The 25,378-nt window shown below is 53.7% G+C and carries 20 protein-coding genes; 13 read left to right on the top strand and 7 right to left on the bottom strand.

Annotated features, from left to right (window positions below):
• Positions 1 to 114: 114 nt before the first annotated feature.
• Both ACFVTB_RS22150 and ACFVTB_RS22145 read left to right on the top strand, forming a co-directional pair.
• The gene (locus ACFVTB_RS22150; protein ID WP_387754122.1) at positions 115 to 642 is read left to right on the top strand and encodes a hypothetical protein; all 528 of its coding nucleotides are present in this window, start codon (positions 115 to 117) and stop codon (positions 640 to 642) included.
• 195 nt (positions 643 to 837) lie between these two features.
• Positions 838 to 2,241 carry a phosphodiester glycosidase family protein gene (locus ACFVTB_RS22145; protein WP_387754119.1) on the top strand — a complete coding sequence of 468 codons (1,404 nt, stop codon included), beginning with the start codon at positions 838 to 840 and terminating at the stop codon, positions 2,239 to 2,241.
• 63 nt (positions 2,242 to 2,304) lie between these two features.
• On the opposite strand, the gene ACFVTB_RS22140 is transcribed toward ACFVTB_RS22145, so the two are convergent.
• Complete coding sequence (locus tag ACFVTB_RS22140) at positions 2,305 to 2,556, bottom strand: hypothetical protein (protein ID WP_387754116.1); 252 nt, start codon at positions 2,554 to 2,556, stop codon at positions 2,305 to 2,307.
• Positions 2,557 to 2,621: 65 nt separating this feature from the next.
• Positions 2,622 to 2,918, bottom strand: coding sequence for a DUF3055 domain-containing protein (locus tag ACFVTB_RS22135; RefSeq protein WP_387754114.1), 297 nt, complete (start codon positions 2,916 to 2,918; stop codon positions 2,622 to 2,624).
• Positions 2,919 to 3,127: 209 nt separating this feature from the next.
• On the opposite strand from ACFVTB_RS22135, the gene ACFVTB_RS22130 reads away from it, so the two are divergent.
• Complete coding sequence (locus tag ACFVTB_RS22130; RefSeq protein ID WP_387754111.1) at positions 3,128 to 4,111, top strand: HRDC domain-containing protein; 984 nt, start codon at positions 3,128 to 3,130, stop codon at positions 4,109 to 4,111.
• A gap of 4 nt (positions 4,112 to 4,115) precedes the next feature.
• Here the strand turns inward: ACFVTB_RS22130 and ACFVTB_RS22125 are convergent, their stop codons facing one another.
• Positions 4,116 to 5,117 (bottom strand): zinc dependent phospholipase C family protein, encoded by a 1,002-nt coding sequence (locus tag ACFVTB_RS22125; protein WP_387754109.1) that lies wholly within the window; start codon positions 5,115 to 5,117, stop codon positions 4,116 to 4,118.
• 168 nt (positions 5,118 to 5,285) lie between these two features.
• Here ACFVTB_RS22125 and ACFVTB_RS22120 point away from each other — a divergent pair, with 168 nt between their 5' ends.
• The 6 genes from ACFVTB_RS22120 (at position 5,286) to ACFVTB_RS22095 (ending at position 11,806) form a co-directional block, all read left to right on the top strand.
• Positions 5,286 to 5,747, top strand: coding sequence for a chemotaxis protein CheX (locus tag ACFVTB_RS22120; protein WP_387754106.1), 462 nt, complete (start codon positions 5,286 to 5,288; stop codon positions 5,745 to 5,747).
• A 161-nt stretch (positions 5,748 to 5,908) separates the two neighbouring features.
• Positions 5,909 to 6,682, top strand: a complete 774-nt coding sequence (locus ACFVTB_RS22115) for an SDR family NAD(P)-dependent oxidoreductase (RefSeq protein ID WP_387754104.1) — start codon at positions 5,909 to 5,911, stop codon at positions 6,680 to 6,682.
• A gap of 22 nt (positions 6,683 to 6,704) precedes the next feature.
• Positions 6,705 to 8,162 (top strand): DEAD/DEAH box helicase, encoded by a 1,458-nt coding sequence (locus ACFVTB_RS22110; RefSeq protein WP_387754101.1) that lies wholly within the window; start codon positions 6,705 to 6,707, stop codon positions 8,160 to 8,162.
• Positions 8,163 to 8,295: 133 nt separating this feature from the next.
• Positions 8,296 to 9,612, top strand: a complete 1,317-nt coding sequence (locus ACFVTB_RS22105) for an S-layer homology domain-containing protein (protein ID WP_387754098.1) — start codon at positions 8,296 to 8,298, stop codon at positions 9,610 to 9,612.
• A 152-nt stretch (positions 9,613 to 9,764) separates the two neighbouring features.
• Positions 9,765 to 10,556, top strand: coding sequence for an ABC transporter ATP-binding protein (locus ACFVTB_RS22100; RefSeq protein ID WP_387754095.1), 792 nt, complete (start codon positions 9,765 to 9,767; stop codon positions 10,554 to 10,556).
• Entirely contained in the window at positions 10,553 to 11,806 is a 1,254-nt protein-coding gene (locus tag ACFVTB_RS22095) for an ABC transporter permease (RefSeq protein ID WP_387754092.1), read from the top strand. The genes ACFVTB_RS22100 and ACFVTB_RS22095 overlap by 4 nt, the downstream gene beginning before the upstream one ends.
• Positions 11,807 to 11,877: 71 nt before the next feature.
• Here the strand turns inward: ACFVTB_RS22095 and ACFVTB_RS22090 are convergent, their stop codons facing one another.
• Entirely contained in the window at positions 11,878 to 13,179 is a 1,302-nt protein-coding gene (locus ACFVTB_RS22090; RefSeq protein ID WP_387754091.1) for an aminotransferase class I/II-fold pyridoxal phosphate-dependent enzyme, read from the bottom strand.
• A gap of 275 nt (positions 13,180 to 13,454) precedes the next feature.
• Here ACFVTB_RS22090 and ACFVTB_RS22085 point away from each other — a divergent pair, with 275 nt between their 5' ends.
• A complete protein-coding gene (locus tag ACFVTB_RS22085; RefSeq protein ID WP_387754088.1) occupies positions 13,455 to 14,240 on the top strand; it encodes a helix-turn-helix domain-containing protein in 786 nt (261 codons plus the stop codon).
• Between the two features lie 88 nt (positions 14,241 to 14,328).
• On the opposite strand, the gene ACFVTB_RS22080 is transcribed toward ACFVTB_RS22085, so the two are convergent.
• Complete coding sequence (locus ACFVTB_RS22080; protein WP_387754085.1) at positions 14,329 to 14,967, bottom strand: pyridoxamine 5'-phosphate oxidase family protein; 639 nt, start codon at positions 14,965 to 14,967, stop codon at positions 14,329 to 14,331.
• Positions 14,968 to 15,100: 133 nt separating this feature from the next.
• Between ACFVTB_RS22080 and pdxR the strand changes: the two genes are divergently transcribed.
• Positions 15,101 to 16,591, top strand: coding sequence for a MocR-like pyridoxine biosynthesis transcription factor PdxR (gene pdxR, locus ACFVTB_RS22075; protein WP_387754082.1), 1,491 nt, complete (start codon positions 15,101 to 15,103; stop codon positions 16,589 to 16,591).
• Between the two features lie 95 nt (positions 16,592 to 16,686).
• On the opposite strand, the gene asd is transcribed toward pdxR, so the two are convergent.
• On the bottom strand, positions 16,687 to 17,478 hold the full coding sequence (asd, locus tag ACFVTB_RS22070) for an archaetidylserine decarboxylase (RefSeq protein ID WP_387754079.1): 792 nt from the start codon (positions 17,476 to 17,478) through the stop codon (positions 16,687 to 16,689).
• A 237-nt stretch (positions 17,479 to 17,715) separates the two neighbouring features.
• Between asd and ACFVTB_RS22065 the strand changes: the two genes are divergently transcribed.
• A complete protein-coding gene (locus ACFVTB_RS22065; RefSeq protein WP_387754076.1) occupies positions 17,716 to 18,879 on the top strand; it encodes a glycosyltransferase family 4 protein in 1,164 nt (387 codons plus the stop codon).
• A 4,757-nt stretch (positions 18,880 to 23,636) separates the two neighbouring features.
• Here the strand turns inward: ACFVTB_RS22065 and ACFVTB_RS27635 are convergent.
• Entirely contained in the window at positions 23,637 to 24,221 is a 585-nt protein-coding gene (locus tag ACFVTB_RS27635; RefSeq protein ID WP_483875120.1) for a pentapeptide repeat-containing protein, read from the bottom strand.
• Here ACFVTB_RS27635 and ACFVTB_RS27630 point away from each other — a divergent pair.
• The coding region (locus ACFVTB_RS27630) for a pentapeptide repeat-containing protein (RefSeq protein ID WP_483875119.1) at positions 24,108 to 25,378 on the top strand (1,271 nt) is incomplete at its 3' end. The genes ACFVTB_RS27635 and ACFVTB_RS27630 overlap by 114 nt on opposite strands.

Here is a 25,378-nt window from a genome sequence, read left to right as displayed (position 1 = left end):
AGCTTCTTTATGTCTTGGTAGTGTATAAATGACAAGAAGTCAGGTTGGTGTGGCTTGACCGACTTTTGTGAAATTTCAGTGTTAGACACAGGACAATGGAGTGGAGTGCTAGTTATGAAAAGAAGTTTGCGGATTGGAACAATTGTGCTCAGCATTTGCGTCGTTGTATTCGTCATTTTCCAATTAAGCACAAGCAATGAAAGGGTATCAGAAAAGTTTGCTAGCAACCTGTTCGAGTATCCGCTTCCTCCACATACAACGTTGATAGCTAAACATCAGTTTAACGGAAAGAACTTTCTCGATGGCGGCGGGAGCGGCGGATATTGGAATGTAGTGGCCATTATGGAGCTGAGCTCGTCTCTGCCAAGAGACGAAATAATAGAATATTATAAGAGAACAGAAGCTTTTCCTTATCCCAAAAGTAAGAATCGTGGAGTGGAATTGGAACTCTACTTTGACGGCGAAAGCAAAAGGATGGAGGAATCGCGTTATAAATTGTTCTATTTTCGTGACCAAGAGGGTCGAATGCAGCCAATTAGCAGATACTCCTCTGACACTACTGTTAGTTCAAAGACGCAAAGCGATACAAAGTTCACTATTCAGCTAGCAAGCGGATTTGATTATTTCCTCAATATAGATTGAATTTTTCCGAGTGGAGAAGTATTGGGGCAGTTTTTAATCCGGCGCCCTTAAAACATGCGCAAGATACGAATGTTCTTCTCAAGAATTGGCAGAGCAGCATGGCAGAGGTTCAAAAAGCAGAATCGACTGCCGATAAAGGAGAAGTAAGAATTTATTATTCATCCGTGTCTAGGCTGTGAAAGGGGTTAATGGGTTTTGATTAGAGGTAGAGAACGGCTCAAAAGCTGGAGCTGGAGAAAGAGCGTGCTGACTGGGACAGCGGTTATTTTGCTGTCGGCATCGGGCACGGGAGCCGGAGTCGGAGCCGGTATCATCGGTACGGAGCAGGTGGCCGCAGCGGCCAGCGAAGTCTTCATGTCTTACCGTACAGCCGACATCGCGATTACAATGGACAAGCGTCTTCGTCTTGCGGAAGGGCTCACGCTTTCGGAGCCAACGCCGGTCCGATACGAGTCCGGCAATCAGGCTATTGCGCGGGTAACGAGTGAAGGGCTGGTCATCCCTGTCGCTCCTGGCAAGACGAACATCTGGGTGCATGCTGCGGAGGCGGGCAATACAGGCAGCTTGAAAATTCCCGTTACGGTCAAAGCGACGACTGCAAGCTATAAACCGGTTTATGCGGTCAAAAAAGTATCGGTAAACGGCAAATCCTATTCCGTACAGACGGTAACTATACCGAAAGGCATGCCGGTGACGGTCGGGCTTGCAGGAAGAAGAGTAGGAGCCGTTAAGCAGTTGCAGGAGGTTGCCGAGTCGTATCGCGCCGACGCAGCCATTAATGCAACATACTTCGAGGCGTACGGCGGCGTCCCCGATCCATATGGCACGATCATCAGTGACGGCGTTGTGGAGCACATCGGCAATACCGGTACGAGCATTGGATTCAAATGGGACGGAAGCGTCGTTATGGACACGCTGCGCGTTAACATAAGGGGCGGCATCAACGGCTCGGATAAGCATCCCAACAACTGGTATGCTTATTTCATCAACCGTACGCCGACGAAAGGTGCGGCCTCGGCAGTGCTGTTCACGCCGAAGCGGGGAGCTAATGTAGGCTTCAGCTACGGCAAAGCGGTTACGATCCGCAACGGGGTCGTGACGAAGAACGGCGGTAATGCCAACACAGCGATTCCGAAGGACGGCTATGTGCTTGTATTTACAGGCTCGGAAGAGAAGCTGGCTAACCGGTTTAAAGTTGGATCGAAGGTCCATTACAATGTATCCTATACGGATGCTGCTGGCAATTCGATCGATTGGAGCGACGTACACACGGCTGTAGGGGCTGGACCGCGTCTCGTAAAGAATGGCAAGCTCGCCGTGGCGCCTGCGAAGGAAGGATTCAGCAGTCCGAAAATATTGACCGCCGGAGGAGCGAGAAGCGGTATCGCTGTCAAGAAAGACGGCACGATCATTCTTGCCGCCGTTTCTGGAGCGACAATCAATCAATGGGGTCAGATTATGCTAGGCCTTGGCGCTTATCAGGCGATGAATATGGACGGCGGGGCTTCCTCGGGCATCTATGCCGGGGGCGGCGTAAAATTAAAGCCGGGCCGCGACATCAGCAATGCGCTCGTCTTTTCCAACAATCCGAAATGGTAAAACAAAAATCGCCGTTCAGCCCCGAAGGCCGAACGGCGATTTTTTCATTTTATAGAAGTCGGCTTACGGTTCATCCATAGCGTCGGGTAAAGAGAGATCATCGTCGTCGCCGGGATAGTCTCGCAGCAACCCGTCATGCAACGAGCGGTTCTCATATGAAAACCTTTTAATCCGCTTTTGCCCGTCCTGCCACGGCCCGCTTTTGCCAAGCGTATCCGAGGAAAGGCTGGAACCGGCCGGACCTTCCGGAAATTCTTCCGGCACGAGCTCATTCCGTTGAGACTCTACTGTCGATAGTTCCGAGTATTTATCCATGAGGGTATCGCCTCCGCAAGTATGGTCGCCGGCCAAACGGCCCGCCCTTTCTCAGTTTGCCCCGATTAATCGGTAAAATTCACAGTCCCGACCACAAAATATAAAAATTGGGCAAGCTCGGCGGCCTCTTCTTCCGTAATGCTGAACGTATGCTCCAAGTAGCCTTCCTGCTCGAGATCGTCGGGACCGATGATAGCCGTCCTGCCGCTCTGCAGATCGGCAATCAGTTTTTTTCCATAGAAACGGTTCGTATTCGTAATGGCGAGGTCGAAACGCTTTACGCTCGGCGCAATAAACGTAACAAAGCGTGTCGTCGTCTCCTCCGTCGTATCGGACATAAAATCATAATCAGGCAGCAGCATGCGGCAAAGCCTCCACTCTATTGGTTTCGACCCATTATACACTAACAAAACGCTTGTAATAAAGGAAACGTTATGCTAGCATGTAAGTAATCAAATGAGCGGACGTATGAGGAAGCACCTCTCTTGCCAGTATGGCAGGGGAGGTGCTTTTTTTTGTTGTTCATCCGATCATTTGCTAATTATCGAATAGGAAAGAGGAGTGATTGTGCATGCGTCATGTATTTCTGAATACCTTCGATAAGCTGCAGCTCGGCGGTGAGACGAACAGCGCACAGCTGGCCATTTGCGAGCGGGACGGCGTCTGGTCGATCGTCTGGTCGGACGGAGTAAACGAAGCGGACAACTGGTTCGAAGGCACTTCCTGGGAGGAGCTGATGCTGGCCTTTCGCCATGGCATAGCCGTTAAGATGGGGGAGGGCTATAAGCCCGTTATCGACGGCATGCTTGACGAGAGGAAGAATGCCGAGGGCGGCATGCAGCAGATGCTGCAATGCTACGGCGAGTTGCATGCAAACAAGGAGCTGTTTGAGACGTTGCGCAGTTGGCGGAGGGCGGCCGCGGCTGCCGAGAAGAAGTCTTCTTATCTGGTTGCAACGAATCGAATGCTATGGATGATCAGCGCCTTTGTCCCGCAAACGCCAGAGGAGTTGCTGCAAATCCCAGGATGGGGAGAGAACAAACATGCCGCATATGGCGAGCAGCTGCTGGAAATAACAGCTTCGGCCGAGCAGACGCGAGGTTTCCCTCTGCACTGGGTAGCGGAGGAGTTGGAACCGTCCGTATTTACAGGCTGGTTGTTTAAACAGAAGGAGTCGAAGTACGGCCAGGAATTGCAACGTCTGCGGCAAAAGAAGCGTATATTGGCTTTTGCATCGGATGGCGGCTCGCTGGAGCAGCTTCAATCCGAGCTCGAGCTGTCGCGAAGAGAGCTAATGGACCGTATCGAGCAGCTAGATAAGGAGGGGTATGATTTCGAAGGGATGGTTGCAAGAGAACTGGCCAGCATGCCGCAGCCGGAGCACGAGCAAATTTTGCTCGCCTTTGCGCAAGAGGGGGACCGGTACTTGAAGCCTGTGCTTCAACAGGTGTATGGCAGCGAGAGCGTGAAGGAGAAGCAAGTCGAGGTTTTGTACGAGAAGCTGCGGCTGGTTAGGTTGCAATATCGCAAATCGAACAGCCGCGCAATATCGTAAAGGGCTAGGGCAGAGCATCGAACGGATTGGGCCGTTCGATGCTGCTTTCATCGGGCCAGATCGGTTCGGCGTAACGGATGGGCAAGCCGGATTCGCATGGTAAACCGCTGTCATAAGAGAAGTTGCCGATCAGCGTTTCCGTTTCCGCTCTTAATCGCTCATTCTCATCAGGATCCTCGCAGCGCAGCCAGTTGAAGACTGATCGCGTTACTGTTATGGCGTCGGCAAGGGCATGGTCCCACAACATCCAGCCGCTATCGTGGTGGACGATATCTTTATCGGTAGGATCGATCCATGGATGCAAGCTCTCGTTCCATATGTCGTATGGAACAGCACGGCGATAGACGAAGGGTTCGATCTGTCCGAAGGCGACAATTCGTTTGACGCCTGTCGGGTCGTGAAACAGCCGTTGGGCTTTGAGCATATCCCTCAAAGCGCTATCCCAGTCCTCTCGTCTGATCCTGGAAGCGAGAACGGGATAATAGCGGCCGGCAATTTCCTCGAAGCAGTCTACGACGCTTTTGGGGAACCTGCCGTTGATCGTAATTTCCCGCCAAGCCGGCGTTTTCCACGTTTCGATCTCTCTTAGTTTATAGGCGAGAACGGAATCCATCATAATTTCGTATCGCTGATGATCGTATTTATAAAAGCCGGAGCGGCTGTACACGAAAGGATGCATATGACGATCTAGAATATGGTGCAGTAAAAAGCCGATTGCGTAGACGACGGTAGACTCGCCATCGCCTTCCGTATGCAATCGGTTTTTGGCGTAATCGAGCATGCTCATGATGACCGGGCCGCAATGCTTGGTATGTATTTCCGAGCCGAGTTCGTTCAGAGCCGACTTTTTTTGCCAAGGGAGAAAGCGATGATAGAATAGAAAATCCGGCCCCTGGCAGCCCATATTGAATAATTGTCGAGTCTTGTCGGAAGTTATAAGGTCCCATTCTCTGAGATTGTCCAGTGTGATTTGTCCGAAGATGAGGTGAGTCCAAATATTCGGCATTGAAATTCCTCCCAAAACTAGTATGAATATTGGCGAGAATAAGACCGTTTGCATAGGACTTAAGATTCATTAATGAAGATGTTAGTATACTTGTCCTACATATTTCAGTATAATGGAAATTATACAAGAACTTGCGCGAATTTTGTCGAAAAGGAGCGTTTCCTCTCTATGAAGGCAGAATATATTAATCCGTTTCTTGAATCCGCAAAAATCGTGATCGAACAAGTCATTCAAATCCGTCCGTCGACCGGACAGCTCGGATTGAAGGATATCAAGTTCGTTCAGAATTACATCTGGATCCAAATCGGAATAAACGGACAGATGAACGGAGATATTGTATTCGGGCTAAGCGAACAGGTGGCGCTTAAGATCGTGTCGGCTATGATGGGCGGATTCACGATATCCGAAATGGACGAGATCGGCCGCAGCGCCATTTCCGAGCTGGGCAACATGATTAGCGGCAATGCCAGCACGATGCTTTTCAACCAAGGGATCAAGGTTGATATTACACCTCCGAAAGTGGTTCAGTCCGCTCAAGCGGCCGGTTTTACAGCACAGCAGGCGCTTACGATTCCTCTCATTATGGACGGCATCGGAGAACTGGATATACAGGTCTTAGTCGCATCGTAGCACAGAAACGGCTCCCAAGGGAGCTTTTTTTTTTTGCTTTGAACGGGCAATGAAATATTCGGATATTCCAAAGTTACAGTTGCAGAGCGGCCGTAGTTTTATTTTGCTAATCCCCGCCCGATCAAGTACACTTGAAGTAATAACGACGAGCGGGTGATAGCGTGCTGAAAGGCAAGATCGTATTTATTTCGGGAGCCTCCAGCGGGATCGGCGCGATTACGGCCAAGATGGTTGCGGAACGCGGCGCGATTCCGATTTTGACGGGCAGAAATCTGGAGCGGCTGCAAGCGATTGCGGCGACGATTCCCGGCCCATTCGGACTTTATCGGATGGATGTGACCAATATGGACGAGGTGCAGCGAATCGTTGACGAGACGGTGGCGAAATACGGCAGGATCGATATATTGCTCAACAATGCGGGGTTTGGCAAGTTTGAGCGGTTTGTTGACGCTCCGGTCGACAGCTTCGAGTCGATGATGGACACCAACTATATGGGGATCGTTCGCTGTACGAAGGCAGTCGTCCCTCATATGCTGAAGCAAGGGGAAGGACAAATTGTCAATATCGCATCGATGGCGGGCAAGATCGGCTCGTCGAAATCGACCGGCTATTCGGCGACGAAGCATGCAGTGCTGGGCTTCACGAACTCGCTTCGTATGGAGCTGAAGGGCAGCGGGATTGCGGTGTCGGCAGTTAATCCAGGCCCGATCGACACCTCGTTCTTCGAACTGGCCGATCCGTCTGGCACGTATGTTAAAAACGTCAGCTGGTTTATGATGAAGCCGGAATACGTTGCGCGAAAGATCGTTAGCGTTATGGAGAGGCGCAAAGCCGAGGTAGACCTTCCGCTTCCGGCGGCGGCTGGAATTAAGCTGTATCAGCTGTTCCCACGCTTGGCGGACCGAATGGTCGGCGGCCTTTTCAATCGAAAATAGGATGGCATATGAAAGGATTTAGATGATGAACGGACAAAAGTGGTTGGAATTAGGAATTAAAGAGGCGCTGGCCAGCAAGCTTGCGGCCAATGAAATAGTAGAGCCGACAGCGATTCAGGCGGAGACTATTCCGCAATTGTTGGCGGGACACGATGTTTCGGCCCGTTCGCAGACGGGAACGGGGAAAACGCTGGCTTATTTGCTGCCTTTGTTGCAGCGAATCAAGCCGTCATCCGGTGCGGTGCAGGCCATTATCCTAGCGCCTACACAGGAACTGGCGATGCAGATTGTGCGAGTCGCGGAGACATATGGCGAGCCGCTTGGTTTGCGCGTCCAGCAATTGATCGGTGGAGCGGCGCTAAAGCGGCAGGTGGAGAAGCTGAAGCTGAAGCCTCAGCTCGTCATCGGCACGCCGGGCCGAATTCATGAGCTGATTAAGCTGCGCAAGCTGAAGCTGCAAGCTGTAACCTCGGTTGTTGTCGACGAGGCGGATCAAGTGTTCGAGCTTGGCTCGACGCGCGAGGTTGAAACGATTTTGTACGAGACGGGCAAGGAACGGCAGATCGCCTTTTTCTCCGCTACTCACCCGGAGCAGATGGTCCGATTTGAAAGCCGCTGGATGAAAAATCTCGTCAAGGTGCAAATGGCTCCCGAGCATCGCGTATCGGAAACCATCGATAATTATTACATCGTTAGCGATAAGCGCGACAAGACCGACACGGTACGCCGGATTGTCCGGCTGCTGAAGCCGAAGCAAGCGCTGTTGTTCTTGAATACGACGGATAATATCGCCAATTGGGAAGCAAAGCTCGGCTATGAAGGCTTCACGGTGGAGGCTTTGTACGGCGATGCGGACAAGCAGCGGCGCGCAGCGACGCTTGCGCGTTTCCGCGATGGAAGATGCCAGCTGCTGCTGGCGACGGATGTTGCCGCCCGCGGCCTGGACATCGAAGGATTGCCGCTCGTTATTCAGCTTGATCCGGCGTCCGACGCGGATCATTACGTTCATCGGGCCGGGAGAACCGGACGCATGGGACGGAAAGGAACGGTCATCTCGATCGTTACTCCGCAGGAGCAGTTCATTATGGACAAGTTCAGCAAGCAGTTAGGCATTGCACTGCCGGCGAAAATCATGTCTCATGGTAAGTTTCTTAACCCGGATGAAGTGAAAAATGCGTCTGCTGGGTTCCGCGGCGTCCGTTCTTCGGAAGAGCGAGCGTCTAAGCAATCGGCTCCTGCACGATCGCATGGGGGCACCAAAGCACCTGCTAAGGCGGTTATATCAGCCGAGAACGCGCCACGCCGCGAAAGGCCGGACAAGCCGGGAGACGCGCCAGCAGGACGCAAGCCGGCGGCGAAAGCCTCGTCTAAGCCGTCCGCTGCGGCGAAGAAACAGGAAAAGCAAAAGAACAAGAAAGATAAAGGCGCTCCGAAATGGCTGAAGGAAAAACGGCAGCAAGCGGACGACAAGCAAAGCTAGGACATTTATCCTATTTTTGAATTAAAATAGAAACCACCCTCCAAAATCGGGACGGCCTCGACGAAATGATGTAGTCGATGGCACAGACGGCATTCATTTCCGTTAACCGACAAATAAGGAGAGTGGTTTTTTTATGAATACGCCTTTTTGGAAAAAAACGATTTTGACTTCTATTGCACTTGTTATGCTGGCAGGAGGCGGCACCTCGGCCTTCGCACATGGCGGCGGAGATCATAACGACAACGGGCGCGGCGGCAAGCACGAGAAGCACGATGACAAAGATAAAAAGAAAAAAGAGAAAGAGAAAGAGAAAGAGAAAGAGAAAGAGAAAGAGAAAGACAAGGATAAGGGTAAGGATAAAGATAAAGACAAAAACAAGGATAAAGATAAAGAGTACAAAGTAACGTGGAAGTTTAAAGACGAGGACGAATTGAAGTGGGCGCTGGAGTACATTATGCGCTTGTCGTCCAAAGGGGTATTTACCGGCTATGAGGACGGCTCGTTCAAACCGAACCAAAAAATTTCCCGAATCGAGACGCTGGTGGCAGCCGTTCGTCTGATGGGACTGCGGGAGCAAGCTGAGTCTGTGGATGCGAAGAAAACGGAGCTTAATTTCAAAGACGCGAATCAACTCACTAAAAAATATCCGTGGGCGGTTGGCTACGTAGCGGTTGCGTTGGAAAATGATTTGTTCTCCGAGTACGACACTGAGGTGAAACCGGAGCAAAACGCCACGCGTCTGTGGGCGGCTACGATTCTGATCAAAGCGCTTAAGCTGGAGGATGAGGCGAGAGCGCTGAACAATACGAAGCTGGACTTCAAGGATGCCAAAAATATTCCGGCGGGCTCGGTCGGCTATGTGGCACTTGCGATTAAGAAAGGGATCATTACCGGCTACAACGATCAAACCTTCCGTCCAAATCAGCCGGTATCGAGAGCGGAGCTGGCGGCGCTGCTGGACCGCACCGATTCGGAAATGCCGGATCATGACGCAAGAGCCATTACGGGCACGCTGAAAGCCGCTGCGGCGAACAATGCGATTACCGTCGTAAAGGCCGACAAATCGGAAGTGGCGCTGACGCTTGATCCGAACGTCTTTATTTTCCGCGACGATAAGAAAGCGGCGGTTCAATCGCTGCAGGCAGGCGACGAAGTGCTTGTACGGACATACCAAAATAAAGTCGTGTTTATCGAAGTGACGAAGAAGGCGGCGCAGACGCCGTCCACAGCTTTCACAACTTACGGTTATATCAATACAGTTACGCTGAACGCGCAAGGAAAGATGTCTACGATTTCCGTTGCCGTTACGCAAAACAATGAAACGTACACGAGCATCTATAACGTTGATCCGAACGTGACGGTCGTTGGCGACGCAGCGAAGCTGGTTAAAGATCAGCTTGTCGAGCTCAAGGGCGAGCTCGGTACGGTGAAAACAATCACGATCCGCTAAGAGGATCTGCGCCATGCATCAGCAGGGCGGCAAAGAACGGAGCTTGCGCTTAACTGGCGCTTGCTCCGTTCTTTTTTTGAGTTTTAAGAGAATATTCGGTATGCTAGAAGAATGAGGAAATATGAATTCGGAAATTGGGAAAAGGTGATTAAATGAACGAGCCTGTATTGCAAATCGACCGGCTGACAGGAGGCTATAGCCCTAGACGCCCTGTGCTTCACGATATATCGTTTCAAATTCGTCCGGGAGAAATGGTCGGTCTAATCGGCTTGAACGGAGCGGGGAAAAGTACGACCATCAAGCATGTACTCGGTTTGATGAAGCCGCATGAGGGTGAAATCAAGGTAAGCGGAGTAACGCTTGAAAGCGATCAGGAAAAGTACCGTTCTGCGTTCGCTTATGTGCCGGAATCGCCGGTTCTGTTCGACGAGTTGACGGTGGAGGAGCATTTGCGTCTTACCGGCATGGCGTACGGAATTGAGGAGGACCCTTACGACAAGCGCAAAGAGCTGTTGCTGGATCAATTCCAAATGCGCCCAAAGAAAGCCGCTTTCGCCTCTCACCTATCTAAAGGGATGAAGCAAAAGGTCATGATCATGAACGCGCTGCTTTCCGAGCCGCCGCTGTACATCATCGATGAGCCGTTTCTCGGGCTCGATCCGCTCGGCATCCGTTCGCTACTCGATCGGCTAGTGGAAGTGAAGCGGAGAGGCTCCGCTATCCTGATGAGCTCGCACATACTGGCGACGGTGGAAGCTTATTGCGACCGTTATATCGTCATGCACAACGGCCGGATCGCTGCGCAAGGCACGTTAGAGGAAGTGTGCGCGGCGGCTGGTATGAGATCGGGACCTGGAGCGCTAGAGGAGGCGTTTTACGAGCTTGTTTCCAAGCCTGTTGACGGGCCGGGAGCCGATGACCAGAAGAGCGGTGGAGCACGATGACGGCGCCGGCGCAAACGCTGGACGCTCTACGCAAGAAGCGCGCCGGCGATTATCGGAGAGAGGTTGCGCCATACTTCGGCTACATGGGGCAAAGCGGATTCCCGCTTGTTATTTCCTTGATCGTCATAACGGCGGGGCTGGCCTATTTCAAGCTGATTCGGGACGTGCCCGCCGATTTTCCGTTTACACTGGCAGGCATAATCGCCATCGTTCCGGCATTATGCTGGAGTCCGCTCCGAACATGGCTTGCCTCGGCGGATATCGTGTTCCATCTGCGTCTGGAAGCGCATATGGAACATTATTTGCGCCGTTCTTTCGTACGAAGCTATGTCATGACCGGCATCATTACCGCTATCCTGCTGCTGCTTTATTGGCCAATTTACAGGCATGGCCCGGGCCTCGCTCCGGTAGCGATGCTGGTCGTATTCGCAATTGTATTGAAATGGGCGAATACATGGGGAGCGTGGAGAGAAAGGCAGCTGGCGTGGCCTAACCGGCGCAGGCTGCTGCGAACGGTCCGCTGGGCGGCAACGGCGGCCGGATGGCTGGCTGCGTTGACGCTGGCGCCATGGCTCGCTTTGCTTATTGTAATAGCGATAGGGTTCGTTCTTTATTGGCCTTACCGCCTGTCGGCCCGACTGACATTTCCTTGGGAGCGGCTGATCGAAGAAGAGGGACGCACGAGAAGAAGAATCTATTCTTTCTTAGGATGGTTTGTCGATGTTCCGACGCTTCCGTCTCGTACTGCTTCAAGAGGCTGGCTTTCTTGGATGCTGGCACTCGTTCCTTACCGGAGAAGAAATACGTTCGTCTACTTATACGCCGCTTCCTTGATCCGAACGGAAATGGGCGGTATGCTCATCCGTTTGACGGCATTATTTGCCTTGATCGCTTACTGGTTTGCTGAGACGAATTGGCTGAACGGCTGGGGGGCTTTTGCGTTCTATCTGTTATTTATTTTCATTATCGGCATTCAGCTTGGCGGTTTGCGCCGGATTCACGCCTACACGGTGTGGCGGCACGTATATCCGCTGCCGGATTCGACGCTGGCGGACAGCATCGTTCTCGTGGACCGTTGGGCGCTATTGATATCAGCCGCAATCGTTTGGCTGCCGGCAGGCATAACGTTAATTGTGCTGGGCAGCTATTTGCCAGCCGTATCTGCTCTGCTGCTTGTTGTTGTCTATATCACGACGATCAGGCCGAGAAAAATAAAACGCAAAGCGCTGGGCGAAGACGACGAGGAATAAAAAAAGGGCAGCTTGCAAGCCGAGGTTATCGGTCTTGCGAACTGCCCTTTCCGTATGAACAGAACAACAGCTTATTGGGCTGCCGCTGTTTCATTTACTGCTTTGTAGATCGTATCGAACAGCGCTTCGAGCTGATCGATATCGATGCAAGAGAAGGCGACGCGCAGGTCGGTCTCGCCGAGCGCGATCGTGCCTGTAGCGTATTCGTCAAGCAGGCGAATGCGCACCGCTTCAGCCGAAACGCCCTCCAGCTTCAGGCACATAAAGTAGCCGGAGTTGAATGGGTAGTACTTCAGCTTGCCGTCGTAACGGTCGCTGTCCAGCAATTCTTTAACTTTATTGGCGCGTGCTTGCATAATCGCGTATTTCTCCGCCTTCTGAGCTTCGAAGTCCGGCGATTGGAGCGCGCGCAGTACGAAGGTTTGCGAAGGGTGCGGGCCGCTCGAAATCGTCGCGCGAATGATGCCCATCGTTTTTTGCTCCAGTGCAGCGAGCGTTTTGTCGGAGATAGAAGCGTACGTAATGAAGCCTACCCGGAAGCCCCATACATATTCTTCTTTCGTCGCGCCGTCAACTTTCACCGCAAGAACGCGAGGGTGAATGTCAGCCAGCTTGCCGAACAGCGATTCATGTACGGAATCCTCGAAGAACAGGCCGAAGTACGCGTCGTCTGTAACAGCAACGACATTAATGCCGGCTTCTGCCGCGTCGCGGATGGCGGATGCGATTTCGTCGCCTTCTTGCGGACCAGGCGTGTAGCCTGTCGGGTTGTTCGGGAAGTTCAAAATAACGATCGCTTTTCCTTTATCCTTCTGGGCGAACAGCGCCTCGCGAAGCCCTTGGGAGTTAAAACGGTTATTTTCGTTGTACAACGGGTATTCGACGATTTCCGCGCCGCGACGGATGCCGAACGTAAGCTCATAGTTTTCCCAATTTTTATTCGGGATGATGACGGCGTCGCCCACATCCGCGAACAGATCGGCCACGATGCTGAGACCGTGGGTCAATGCGTTCGTGACAACAGGGTTGCCTATATTTTTTCCTTCCACCGAAGGGTTTTCTTTAATCATTTTGGAGCGCCACGCGGCACGAAGCTCCGGCTTGCCCGCAGGCGGGGCATATTCGTACAGATCCTTCGGATCGTAAGCAGTCAACGTATCTTGAATGACCTTCAAATGCATAGGCTGTCCATCTTCGATTGCAATACCGATTGTAGCGTTAAACTTTTTTCCCTTTGCTTTGGCTTCCGCAGATTGGCTTAGAATACCTTCCTTCGGGAAATAAATCGCCTTTCCTAGAGCGGACAACATCGCGTATACATTCGGGCTTTCCGCTTCCAACGTTTCGTTCAACTGCCTGGCAAGTGGGTTCATTGACCTCATTCCATCCTTCCGAAAAATCATTTCATTATCTGTTATCGGGAGCTATTATACCATTTTTTAAGCATAGCAAGCCATTTGAATTTTAAAAATTTTCGACAATTTCCAAGGAACAGGCTGACTGGAACGTAAACCGGGCTGGGACATCTTGCCCTCTCGTTTGAGGCTGTTGTATGATGACAAATATATTGGAAACAACCGAATGCCCGCAAGCGCCAAGACGCATTCGTATCCTCTAAATTGGATTTGTGCAAAGGAGGGTTTGCCCATTGCTGCAATTAACGCCGGAATCGCTTATTTTGCTGCCTCCGCTGGCCAAAATCGTCTGTGAACCGAATTGGAGATGGGCGCCGCGGGAGAAGCCGATGCCGAACTTTGATTTATTTTATGTATGGAGCGGGGAAGGGGAAGTGGAATTGAACGGAACAGCCTACGAAGTGGGCAAAGGAAGCTGCTTCCTGTTTCGGCCGGGAGATTTCACAAGCGCAACGCATAACCCGCAAAAGCCGCTGGTCATTACTTATATTCATTTCGATACGAAGGACGCGCCGGAGCAAATTCCCGATCGTTACCGCAAATTTGTCGACACAGTCGAATTCGAGCATTTGCTGTCGCGTTACGTCCGCTTGTTTCTGGTCAAGACGTTTGCTGCCGAGCTGGAAGCTCAGCTTGTGCTGAAGCAGCTGCTCATCCATCTGTTCCGGGAAGACATGCAAGCGCCGGTGGAAAAGAAAGCAAGCAACCAGCTGACCGAGGCGATTCACGAGATCGCCAATTTCGTCCGGCAAAACCCGGGCGTCGCGCATCGCGTGGAGGATTTGGCGCAGCGCGCCCAACTGTCTCCGCGTTATTTCTCGATGAAGTTTAAAGAGATGATCGGCATGTCGGTCCAATCCTACATGATTCAGACGAGAATCGAACGGGCGCAGCATTTGCTTATGCACGAAGGGATGAATGTGACGGAGGTCGCCGATGCGCTCGGCTACCGCGATATTTTCTTCTTTAGCCGACAGTTCAAGCAATATACGGGCAGAAGCCCGTCAGAAATACGTTGACGTTAAAGAGCCTTGAAGGCACGCGAACCGCGATCTGCGGAGCGGTGCTTTCAAGGCTCTATTTGTGCCGGAAGCCGGCCGGCTCTCATCATTCGGTGTCGTTCGGATCTTGGCGGCTCGAGGCGTGAGGGCAATACTTGCGCATAAGCGCCGCTGTCTCCTCATCCAGTCCTTCACCGCGCTTCGACAGCCCTTCGATAATAGGTTCATTTTCCTCGTCGGTATGATTTTGTCCAAATTTAAATTTACAGGATACGCGGGCCGGGTCGATCCGAACGACTGCTACCCCTTTCACGCTCCCGCGATAGACCGGATCTTCCGCCGAAATCGGCTTATAGCCGCCTTCCGGCTGCAGCTTCTCCATTAAGACCTGCAAGACGGCCGCTTTCTCGGCAAGATCGTCTACAAGGACGGCATGGCCGTCGATGACGGCTGACTTGAAATAGGAGGAAGCGGGGCAGGCGCGGATTGGATCGGTGAAATAAGACGGGATAATGGCGTATTCTTTCGCTACACAAAAGGAGACACGAGCATCCGCTGACATTCGGCTCATTTTTTCTCCGGCGCGGCTGCCGTGAAAATAGATACGTCCGTTCCAGTAAACGTAATTGAGCGGGGTGACGGCTGGCCGTCCATCTGCCTCTGTCATCCCCAGAAATCCAAAGCTCATTTCGGATAGGAAAAGATCCAATTCGGATTGATCTACTTCATAAACATTTTTTTTCAACGACTCCAGCTCCTTTAAGTTAGGAAAAAAGATTAATATCGGGATAAAGCAAGAGTAGCTGTTTCATTGACAAGTAAAAAGGTCCAATCTATTCTGTTTTTAATAGACCAATTTGAAACGGGAGGCCGCGCCTATGGAGGATCGGATAGAAGCCGCCTATTTACGCTGTTATAAAGAGAAAGAGAGGAAGGCGGACGCGCTCTATGAAGCGCTGCGGCAGCTGATCGTCGGCGGCACGGTACGGGAAGGCGAGAGGCTGCCGTCAAGCCGGAAGCTGGCGGAACGGCTGGGCATGTCCCGCGGCTCCGTCAATCAGGCTTACGATATGCTGTATTCGGAAGGCTTCGTAAGCGCCGAGAGGGGCAGCGGCACGTTCGCCGCTTACCGTCAGCCGATGCTTGAGACGGCCAGTCTGGCGGAAGAAACCGCGATACCGCTGTCCGCCTGGGCGCGCAGGCTGGCTGCTGACGCCTCGTTCGCTTCTGCTACGGCGGGTGGCCGCGAACCGTTCGAAGGGATCGATATGAACTCCGGGGATATCGATCCGTCCGTCTTTCCGCTGGAAGAGTGGAAAACGGCCATGTACGGGCAAATTCGCTCGATATTCGAGGAGAGCGGCCAGGATGGGGATTCGGCTTTGGGCCATTTGCCGCTGCGGGAAGCGATCGCGAACGAGCTGAGAAGGGAGAGAGGCATCTCGGTATCGGCAGACCATATTTGTGTCACAAGCGGTTCAATGTATGCGCTCGCCTTGCTGACGATGGTGCTGATCGATCCGGGAGACCGCGTTGTCTTCGAAAATCCGGGCTATGGCGGCATACGCAGAGCGATAACGGCTGCCGGAGGACTACCCATTTCGGCCGAAATTGACCAGAGAGGCATTCGGCCAGAGCCTTGGGAAGCCAAGCTGCTCTTCGTCACTCCGGGCAGACAATTTCCAACCGGGGTGCTGCTGCCCTCGGAGCGCCGGACAAGGCTGCTGGAATGGGCCTCAAGGCAGAACGCCGTTATTGTCGAGGACGATTATGACAGCGAGTTCCGATGGGGAGGGCGGCCGTCTGAGCCGCTCAAAGCGTTGGACCGCGAAGGACGCGTTATTTATGTCGGCACCTTCTCGAAGACGATGTACCAAAGCTTGCGGCTCGGATATTTGGTCGTGCCGGATGCGCTTCGGGAGCCGATCCGGCGCGCCAAGCTGCTGCTCGAGCCGCATCCAAGCAGTCTCGCCGAACAGCGGGCGCTTGCCGCGTTCATGGCCAGCGGCGGGTACTCTCGCCATTTACGCCGAATGCGGCGTTTGTACGGCAGGCGAATGCTGCGTTTTAGAGAGGAAGCGGAGAGCAGGCTGAGCGGGTTGTTCACGTTCATGCCGACCGACGCAGGTCTCCATCAATACGCCGAGTGGAGGGGCAGTTTGCCCGATTACGAGCGGCTGCGGACAGCATGCAGGGAATCGGGGGTACGTTGGGGAAGCGCTCTTCCTTATTGGGCGGAAGGCGATCGGGATGAAAGGGCTGTTCGTTCGGCAACTTTCGGTTTTGCCCATTTGAGCGAGTCGACCATTACGGAAGCGGTGCGGCGGATAGAAGAATGCTGGAGCAGGTTGGGAAAGGCCAATGAATGATTCCTATTAAAAAATGAAAAAGACCTCAACTCGCGTTGTCGCGAGTCTGAGGTCTCTTTGCTTAGAAAGCTTTGCGGGAATATGAATAGTGAAAATTAAGGACGCTTTACCAAGTCGCCCAGCCTTTCGCCCATGCGTACTTTCAGTCCCACTTTCAAGCTATCGGCCGGTTCGAATGTATCATCCTCCGTTAAAAGGACAACCGTGGAGCCGAATTCGAAGTAGGCCAGCTCGCCGCCTCGAACCGTCTCATTCGCTTGCGGATCGGTATAGCGAATGCTGCTCACGTTCATCGCGCCAACCTTTACGACTGCGACTTCCCCTTGTTCATGTTCGATGTACGTAATAAGCCGCTCGTTGCGGCTCAGCACTTGCCGCATCAATCGCAGTCCTATATCGTTCACCGGGTACACTTTGCCCGGCACATGCACGCGTTCGGTAATGCGTCCCGTTGCGGGTGAATGAATGCGGTGATAGTCAGTAGGGCTTAAGTACAGCACCATATAAAAGCCGTTCAGATAACGAGCTTGGCGAGGCGAGCCGTTCAGAAGTTCGCCGATTGTATAATCCTGGCCCTTGACGTTCACGATCGTTCCTTCGGTTATCTGGCCAGCGCCTGTAATCAACGCATCGACGGGACTCGTCAGCGCAGCCGTCGATTGATGAAGCGGGCGGGAGCCCGGCTTCAGCCTCCGGGTGAAAAATTCGTTCAACGTCTTATATTCATGTATAGGCTTCTCGGCTTCTTCTGTCCGGATGCCATACATCGCGGCAAATCTAGCGATGAAGAGACGGCTTCCTCTAGATTGCGCGAATCGTCCGGTCAGCCTGGAAATCCATTTGCGGGAGCTTAGCTCCGTCATGGCGCGGAGTATTCCGTTCATCATGTCCTTACGACACGTCCTTTCTGTCGTTAACGGGCGTCGGGATTGCTGTCCCGCCTTGGAACAGTATGACAGCTGTACCAGGACAAATCAATAGAAACAGCCGTTACAAGGCTTAGAAGCAGCTTGAATCGGGCAGGCCATTGTCCCTCAGAAGCAGCAGCCTATGGCGATTTGTCCTGCCGCCGCGTATGCTGGTACATCAAGGCTGAACGAGCTAGAAGGAGGCTGAGGCTGAGGATGACTTCTACGAAGGTGGCGTTCGTGACACCCGGTTCGTTTCCCGTTCCGTCTGGACGCAGCAGTTCCGTCGAGCGGGTGGTGGAGAAATTCGTTCCGTTGCTGCCGCCTGTCGCCGAACCTCGCATATACGGCAGATCCGCCCTCGGGCTGGCAAGGAGAAGTCTCGTGGACGGCGTCATCTGTGAACGATTCAAAGCAGTAAACAAAACGAAGTATTTGACTTCTTGCGCGGGTGCCATCCGCCGGTTCAATCCCCGCGTCATTCAGGTAGAGAATCGTCCACATTTCGTATTAAAGCTGAAAAGGCGGTTTCCCGGCAAAAAAGTGTGGCTCAATCTTCATTCCACAAGCTTTATAGGAAGCGGGCATATCAGCTCTCGGAAGCTGCGGCAGAGCTTTAGAGCGGCGGACAGAATCGTTGTCAATAGCGAGTTCTTGCTGCATACGGTAGCGGCCAAGGCTCCTGAGCTGAAGCATAAAATGCGTGTCGTGTACCCCGGCGTTGAAACGGACCGGTTTCCTTCGCGTTTCTCCGACGAAGGGCAGTCGCTGCGTTCGCAGCTGCGGGAGAGAAATGGACTTAGCGGCAAAAAGGTTGTGTTGTTTATCGGCCGGCTCATTCCGCTGAAGGGTGTTCACCATCTGCTGCAAGCCGTTCCCGGACTCGTTAGGCAAGATCCTGATTTGTTGGTCGTTGTCGTGGGAAGTCCCTATTACGGGTCGCATCGTCAAACGGCCTATTCGCGAAAGCTTCACCGCCTTGGTAGACAGTTTCCGGCTCACGTCCGGTTTGTCCCTTACGTTCCCTACTCGGAAGTGCCCGGCTGGTTTCTCTCCGCCGATATAGCAGTCGTTCCTTCAGGGCAGCGAGAGGCGTTTGGGCTGGTGAACGTGGAGGCGATGGCCTGCGGCTGTCCCGTTGTGGCGACAAATGCGGGAGGCATGAAAGAAATTATTGTCGACGGTCAGACCGGCTATCTCATTACGCCTGCAAACATCGCCAGAGAGCTGCCGGAAAAACTGCTGACGCTGCTTCAGAACGGAGAGCTGAGAACGATGATGGGAGAAGAAAGCCGCAAGCGGGTCGAGGAAATGTTTACGTGGCGGCATACCGCCGACCGGTGGCTGAGCCTCCTCAGCGAGAGCGAAGAGGGAGTATGATTTTAACTGGCGTATATTATGGTTGGGATGTAAGCGCAAAACTCCGGTCGGCGGCATATGCTGTCAGCCGGTTTTTTTCATTTATGGGCAAAAGGCCGTTAGCTCAGGAGAGCAATGAAATTGTCGCTGCAAACAGGGAAATGGGCTGATTCTCTCAACAAAGACACCGTCGGATGGTCGCTTCGGGTTCAGTAACGAGCCTATGGGTGAATGCATATGATTACGTATGACCATTCAGCTGGAAGAAGGAGAGGACAATGGCAAAGAGCAGAAGAACGAAGAGCGCCAAAGGTCGGAAGCCGCTTTTCTATGTCGACAATCCGAATGCTTCCGAATTAAAATGGCTTGACGATCTGAATAAACGAAAAGCGAAAGCCGCAGCTCAGCCGGAACCGCAACAGCAACCGCAAACACAAAGCGAATCGGATTCCTCCGAAGGCCCTGTTAAAAATGTAAGCATTAACGCGATTGTGTCCCCGACCGATCGAGAAAATCAGTCGAACGAGCCGGATGAAGAGGATCTGGCCATTGATTTTGATTTGACCGAAGGAATCGAGGTGTCGCTGCAACTAGAGACGGAGCAGGAGGAGCAGGAGGAGCCGGAGGAGCCGGAGCAAGAGCAAGAGCATGAGCACGAGCGTGGACAGGAGCAGGTGCACGGACAGGCGCAGGAACCGGATCCGGTTCCGGAGCTGGAGCAGAAGCAGGAGCAGGAGCACGGGCAGGTAGAAATCCGAATCGTCCAGGCGGAACCAAGCTACGACCAAAAGCTGGAGAAGCTTGTCGATAAACAGGATTTGTTTGAGCCGATGCCGTTTATTTATACGGACGATTTGGTGGATGGCGCTGTAACGAGCGAAAAAATCGCAACGGGCGCTATAACTGCCGATAAGCTAAAGGAAGGCAGCGTAGGCTCGCAGGCAATCGCCGATTATGCAGTGGACAGCATTCATGTGGCGAACGGATCCATTACGGGATCGAAGATCCGTCAGGACTCGATCGGTTCGGCTCATATTATGAGAAACTCAATCATCGGCGACAAGCTGTTGGATTACTCCATTAACGGCAATAAGTTGGAGGATAACAGCATTACTTCAGAGAAGCTGGCCGATCGCACGATCAGTTCCGATAAAATCGCCGAGGGCTCGATTGAAGCAAAGCATTTAAAACAGCTGATTATTACAGAGAAGCTGTTGGACAATCATTCGGTCAGTACGGAAAAGATTAAAAGCGGTGCGGTTCGTCCAGAAAATATCGCCAACGACTCCATCAACAATTCCAAATTGGCTGATGGCGCCGTAACCCGTTCGAAGCTGCGCGACGGCGCGGTCGGAAGCGACAAGATTGCAGCTGAATCCGTTGATTCGGTTCATCTGAAGCCCGGATTGCTGCTCGCTGAACATGTCGCGGTAGGTGTGATTCAGGGAAAGCATTTAGCCTCAGGCGCAATCGACACCGTGCACTTGGCCGAAGGAGCAGTAGGAACGAACGAGCTGCAGCTCGGGGCGGTAACCGCCGAGCGGCTCGCCCAAAACGCAGTAAACGCGTCGCATCTGCAACCGTCAACCGTCCATGGTATCCATATCGGGCAAAACCAAATCGAAAGCGTTCATCTCGCTGAGCAATCCGTTACTTCTTCGAAGCTGTTTGATCAAACGGTAACGACGATCAAGCTGATGGACCATGCCGTGACGGTTTCGAAGCTGGCCGAGCAGAGCGTCACCTCCGTTAAGCTGGCTGACGACGCGATTCAAACACGCCATTTGGGCAGAGGAAGCATTACCTCCGACAAAATAGCAGAAGAGCAAATCCAGCACCGCCATTTGGCGAAGCAATCGGTATCCGGGCACCATCTGCAGTCGGAATCAGTTGCAAGAGAGCATCTCCTGAACAACAGCGTCAATGAGGAGAAGCTGGCGCCTAGATCGGTTCATATGGAGCATATCGCAACGGCAGCCATCACCGAAGAGCAGCTGGCCGACAAGGCGATCACTGGCAGCAAGATATCTGAAGGGGCAGTTGACGGTGCGAAGCTGGCTGGAGGGGCAGTTGAAACCAGACACATACAGGACGATGCCGTCACATTCAGTAAAATCGCGCCGGAGGCGCTGCGGGCTTATCATTTCTCGGTAGGGGCGGTAACGGAAGAAGCTATTTCGCCCGAGTCGGTTAACAGCAGCCATCTGCAGCAGGCAGCAATACAGAAGCAGCATATTGCCCAGCAAGCTGTTGGCAACGAGGCGCTGCAGGACGGTTCAATTACGAGCAGGAAGCTTGCTTTTGGCGCTGTGACCGAACGGTATTTGGCCCCGGGCGTCGTGTACTCACATCATTTGGCCGATCATATCGTGAACTCGCTAAAGCTGTCGCCGGAATCGGTAACGACCGATAAGCTAGCCGATTATAGCGTGACGACGATCAAACTGGCGGATGGCAGCGTCACGAGCGATAAGCTTGCGCCGGAGTCGGTGCACGGCGGCTTGTTAGCGCCAGGCTCAGTCGGTTTTGGCCATTTGCTGCCAGGTATCGTCGGAGGAGAGCATGTGCAGCCAGGGGTGATTCGCTCCTCTCACTTGGAGGACGGCTCGATTGAAGCAGCGAAACTCGCTGACGGCGTCATATCGCCAGAAAAAATCGGTTACGGTTCGATTACATCGAGACATCTTTGCGACGAAGCGGTGCAAAGCAGGCATTTGTCCAACGAATCGGTTCTCGGCATTCACCTCGGAGAAGGCAGCGTTCATGAGGAACATCTTGCCGATCAATCGGTGACAAACGATAAGTTGGCCAACGGAAGCGTGACCGAGAATCATCTTCGTGAAGGTTCGGTCGGTTCCAGTGCGCTGCAGAATGGTTTGATCGACACCGTTCATTTGACCGATGCGTCGGTAACGAGAAGCAAATTGGAGGACGGCGCAGTCGGTCCTCAGCAGCTCCAATTGGATACAGTTGGCGAACGGCATCTTCAAGTTGGAAGCGTCTCGGAGGCAGCGCTGCAGAGCGGAGCGGTTACAGCAGGCAAGCTGGCAATCGATGCCGTAACAGGCGAACATATTCAGCTTGAGACGATAGCAGGCAAACATGTAAAAGCCGAGTCGTTGCAAGGCTACCATATCAGAAAGAGTTCTGTATCGCTCGGGCACTTGACGAATGATGCGATCGCCGCTATTGAGAAAACGATCGGTACAGCGATCGACTCCAGTATGAAGAGCGCAAAAATAGGGGAGTCGCACCTGATCGGCGGCAGCGTAACAGAAGCGAAATTGAGCGACGCGAGCGTGACGCAAGCTAAGCTGGCAGAAGCGAGTGTAACGGAGTCGAAGCTACGCGATGCGAGCGTGACGGAAGCGAAGCTGGGCGATGCAAGCGTGACGGAAGCGAAGCTGGGTGTTGCGAGCGTAACGGAGTCGAAGCTGGGTGTTGCGAGCGTGACGGAGTCGAAGCTGAGTGACGCAAGCGTGACGGAGCTAAAGCTGAGCGATGCGAGCGTGACGGAGTCGAAGCTGAGCAATGCAAGCGTGACGGAGTCGAAGCTGAGCGATGCAAGCGTGACGGAGTCGAAGCTGAGCGATGCGAGTGTGACGGAGTCGAAGCTGAGCGACGCGAGCGTAACAGAGTCAAAGCTGAGCAAAGCGAGCGTAACGGAAGCGAAGCTGGGCGATGCGAGCGTAACAGAGCCGAAGCTGAGTGATGCGAGCGTGACGGAGTCGAAGCTGAGCGAAGCAAGCGTAACGGAATCGAAGTTGGGCGATGCGAGCGTGACGGAGTCGAAGCTAGGCAATGCGAGTGTGACGGAGTCGAAGCTGAGCAGTGCGAGCGTGACAGAGTCGAAGCTCGCAGATGAAAGCGTGACAGGGGCGAAGCTGGCGGAAGCGAGCGTGACGGTTGCCAAACTAGGTGATGCGAGCGTGACGAGGTCGAAGTTGGCGGAAGCGAGCGTAACGGAATCGAAGCTAGCCGATGCGAGCGTCACGGAAACGAAGCTGAGAGAAGCTAGTGTGACAGAAGCGAAGCTGGGCGATGCAAGTGTGACGGAAGTGAAGCTGGCAGAAGCGAGCGTAACGGAGTCGAAGTTGGCAGATGCGAGTGTAACGGAGTTGAAGCTGACAGATGCGAGCGTGACGGAGTCGAAACTGAGCGATACAAGTGTGACGGAGTCAAAGCTTGGCAATGCGAGCGTAACAGAGTCGAAGCTTGCGAGAGCTAGTGTGACGGAGTCGAAGCTGGCAGATGCGAGCGTGACGGAGTCGAAGCTGAGCGATGCAAGCGTGACGGAGACGAAGCTGAGTGATGCGAGCGTAACAGAGACAAAGCTGAGCGATGCGAGCGTGACAGAGACTAAGCTGGCTGATGAGAGCGTGACCGGCGTGAAGCTGGCGGAAGCGAGCGTGACGGAGTCGAAGCTGGCAGAGTGGAGCGTAACTGGAGCGAAACTGGCCGTGGGCAGCGTGACGGAGTCGAAACTGAGCGATGCGAGTGTAACGGAAGCGAAGCTGGCGGAAGCGAGCGTGACGGAGTCGAAGTTAAGCGATGCTAGCGTGACCGGCGCGAAGCTGGCGGACGCAGTTGTGACGGAAGCGAAGCTGGCCGATGCGAGCGTGACTGGAGTGAAGCTGGCGGATGCAGTCGTGACGGAAGCGAAGCTGAGCGATGCGAGCGTAACGGAAGTGAAGCTGAGCGATGCGAGCGTGACGGAGTCAAAGCTGAGGAATGCGAGCGTGACTGGAGCGAAGCTTGCGGAAGCAAGTGTGACGGAGTCAAAGCTGGCAGAAGCAAGCGTGACGGAGTCGAAGCTGGCGAAAGCGAGCGTGACTCGAGCGAAGTTGGCGGAAGCGAGCGTGGCGGAGTCGAAGCTGGCGGAAGCAAGCGTAACGGAGTCGAAGCTGGCGAAAGCGAGCGTGACTGGAGCGAAGTTGGCGGACGCAAGCGTGACCGTGTCGAAGCTGGCGGACGCAAGCGTGACGGAGTCGAAGCTGGCAGAAGCAAATGTGACGGAGTCGAAGCTGGCGAAAGCAAGTGTGACGGAGTCGAAGCTGGCGGACGCAAGCGTAACGGAGTCGAAGCTGGCAGAAGCAAACGTGACGGAGTCGAAGCTGGCGGACGCAAGCGTGACGGAGTCGAAGCTGGCAGAAGCAAGCGTGACGGAGTCGAAGCTGGCGAAAGCGAGCGTGACTGGGGCTAAGTTGGCGGAAGCGAGCGTAACGGAGACGAAGTTGAGCGATGCTAGCGTGACGGAAGCGAAGCTGGCGGAAGCGAGCGTGACGGAGTCGAAGCTGGCGAAAGCGAGCGTGACTGGAGCTAAGCTGGCGGAAGCGAGCGTGACCGAGTCGAAGCTGGTCGATGCGAGTGTGACGGAAGCTAAGCTGGCGGAAGCGAGCGTGACCGAGTCGAAGCTGGTCGATGCGAGTGTGACAGAAGCGAAGTTGGCGGAAGCGAGCGTGACGGAGTGGAAGCTGGCGGAAGCGAGTGTGACCGGCGCGAAGCTGGCAGAAGCAAGCGTAACGGAGACGAAGCTGAGCGATGCGAGCGTGACGGAAGCGAAGCTGGTCGATGCGAGTGTGACTGGAGCGAAGCTGGCAGAAGCAAGCGTGACGGAAGCGAAGCTGGCGGATGCTAGCGTAACCGAGTCGAAGCTGGTCGATGCGAGTGTGACTGGCGCGAAGCTGGCAGACGCAGTCGTGACGGAGTCGAAGTTGAGCGATGCGAGCGTGACCGGCGGGAAGCTGGCGGAAGCAAGCGTAACGGAGACGAAGCTGGCAGAAGCAAGCGTGACGGAGGCGAAGCTGGCGGAAGCAAGTGTGACGGAGTCGAAGCTACGCGATGCGAGTGTGACCGGAGCAAAGCTGGCGGATGCAGTCGTGACGGAGTCGAAGCTGTCAGAAGCTAGCGTGACGGAGTCGAAGCTGGCGGAAGCAAGCGTAACGGAAACGAAGCTGAGCGATGCGAGTGTGACCGGAGCGAAGCTGGTCGATGCGAGTGTGACGGAGTCGAAGCTGGCAGAAGCAAACGTGACGGAGTCGAAGCTGGCGGAAGCGAGCGTGACGGAGTCGAAGTTGAGCGATGCGAGCGTGACCGGAGCGAAGCTGTCAGAAGCAAGCGTAACGGAGACGAAACTAGCGGATGCGAGTGTGACCGAAGCGAAGCTGGCGGCTGGAAGCGTAACGGAGACGAAGCTGAGCGATGCGAGTGTGACCGGAGCAAAGCTAGTGGAAGCGAGCGTGACGGAGTCGAAGCTAAGCGATGCGAGTGTAACGGAGGTAAAACTCCATGACGCAAGCGTCACGACCTCGAAACTAGCGAGGGGGAGCGTAACCGGATCAAAGCTGGCAGATGAGAGTGTGACCGAAGCGAAGCTGGTCGATGCGAGTGTGACCGGGGCAAAGCTAGCGGAAGCGAGTGTAACAGAAACGAAGCTGAGCGATACGAGTGTGACCGAAGTAAAGCTGGCGGAAGCGAGCGTAACGGAGTCGAAGCTGAGAGACGCGAGTGTGACCGAAGC

The sequence above is a fragment of the Paenibacillus sp. NPDC058071 genome, assembly GCF_042885235.1.
GTDB lineage: Bacteria > Bacillota > Bacilli > Paenibacillales > Paenibacillaceae > Pristimantibacillus.
The sequence above is the reverse complement of the archived record's forward strand: the minus strand, read 5'-3'. Positions and strand labels throughout refer to the sequence as shown.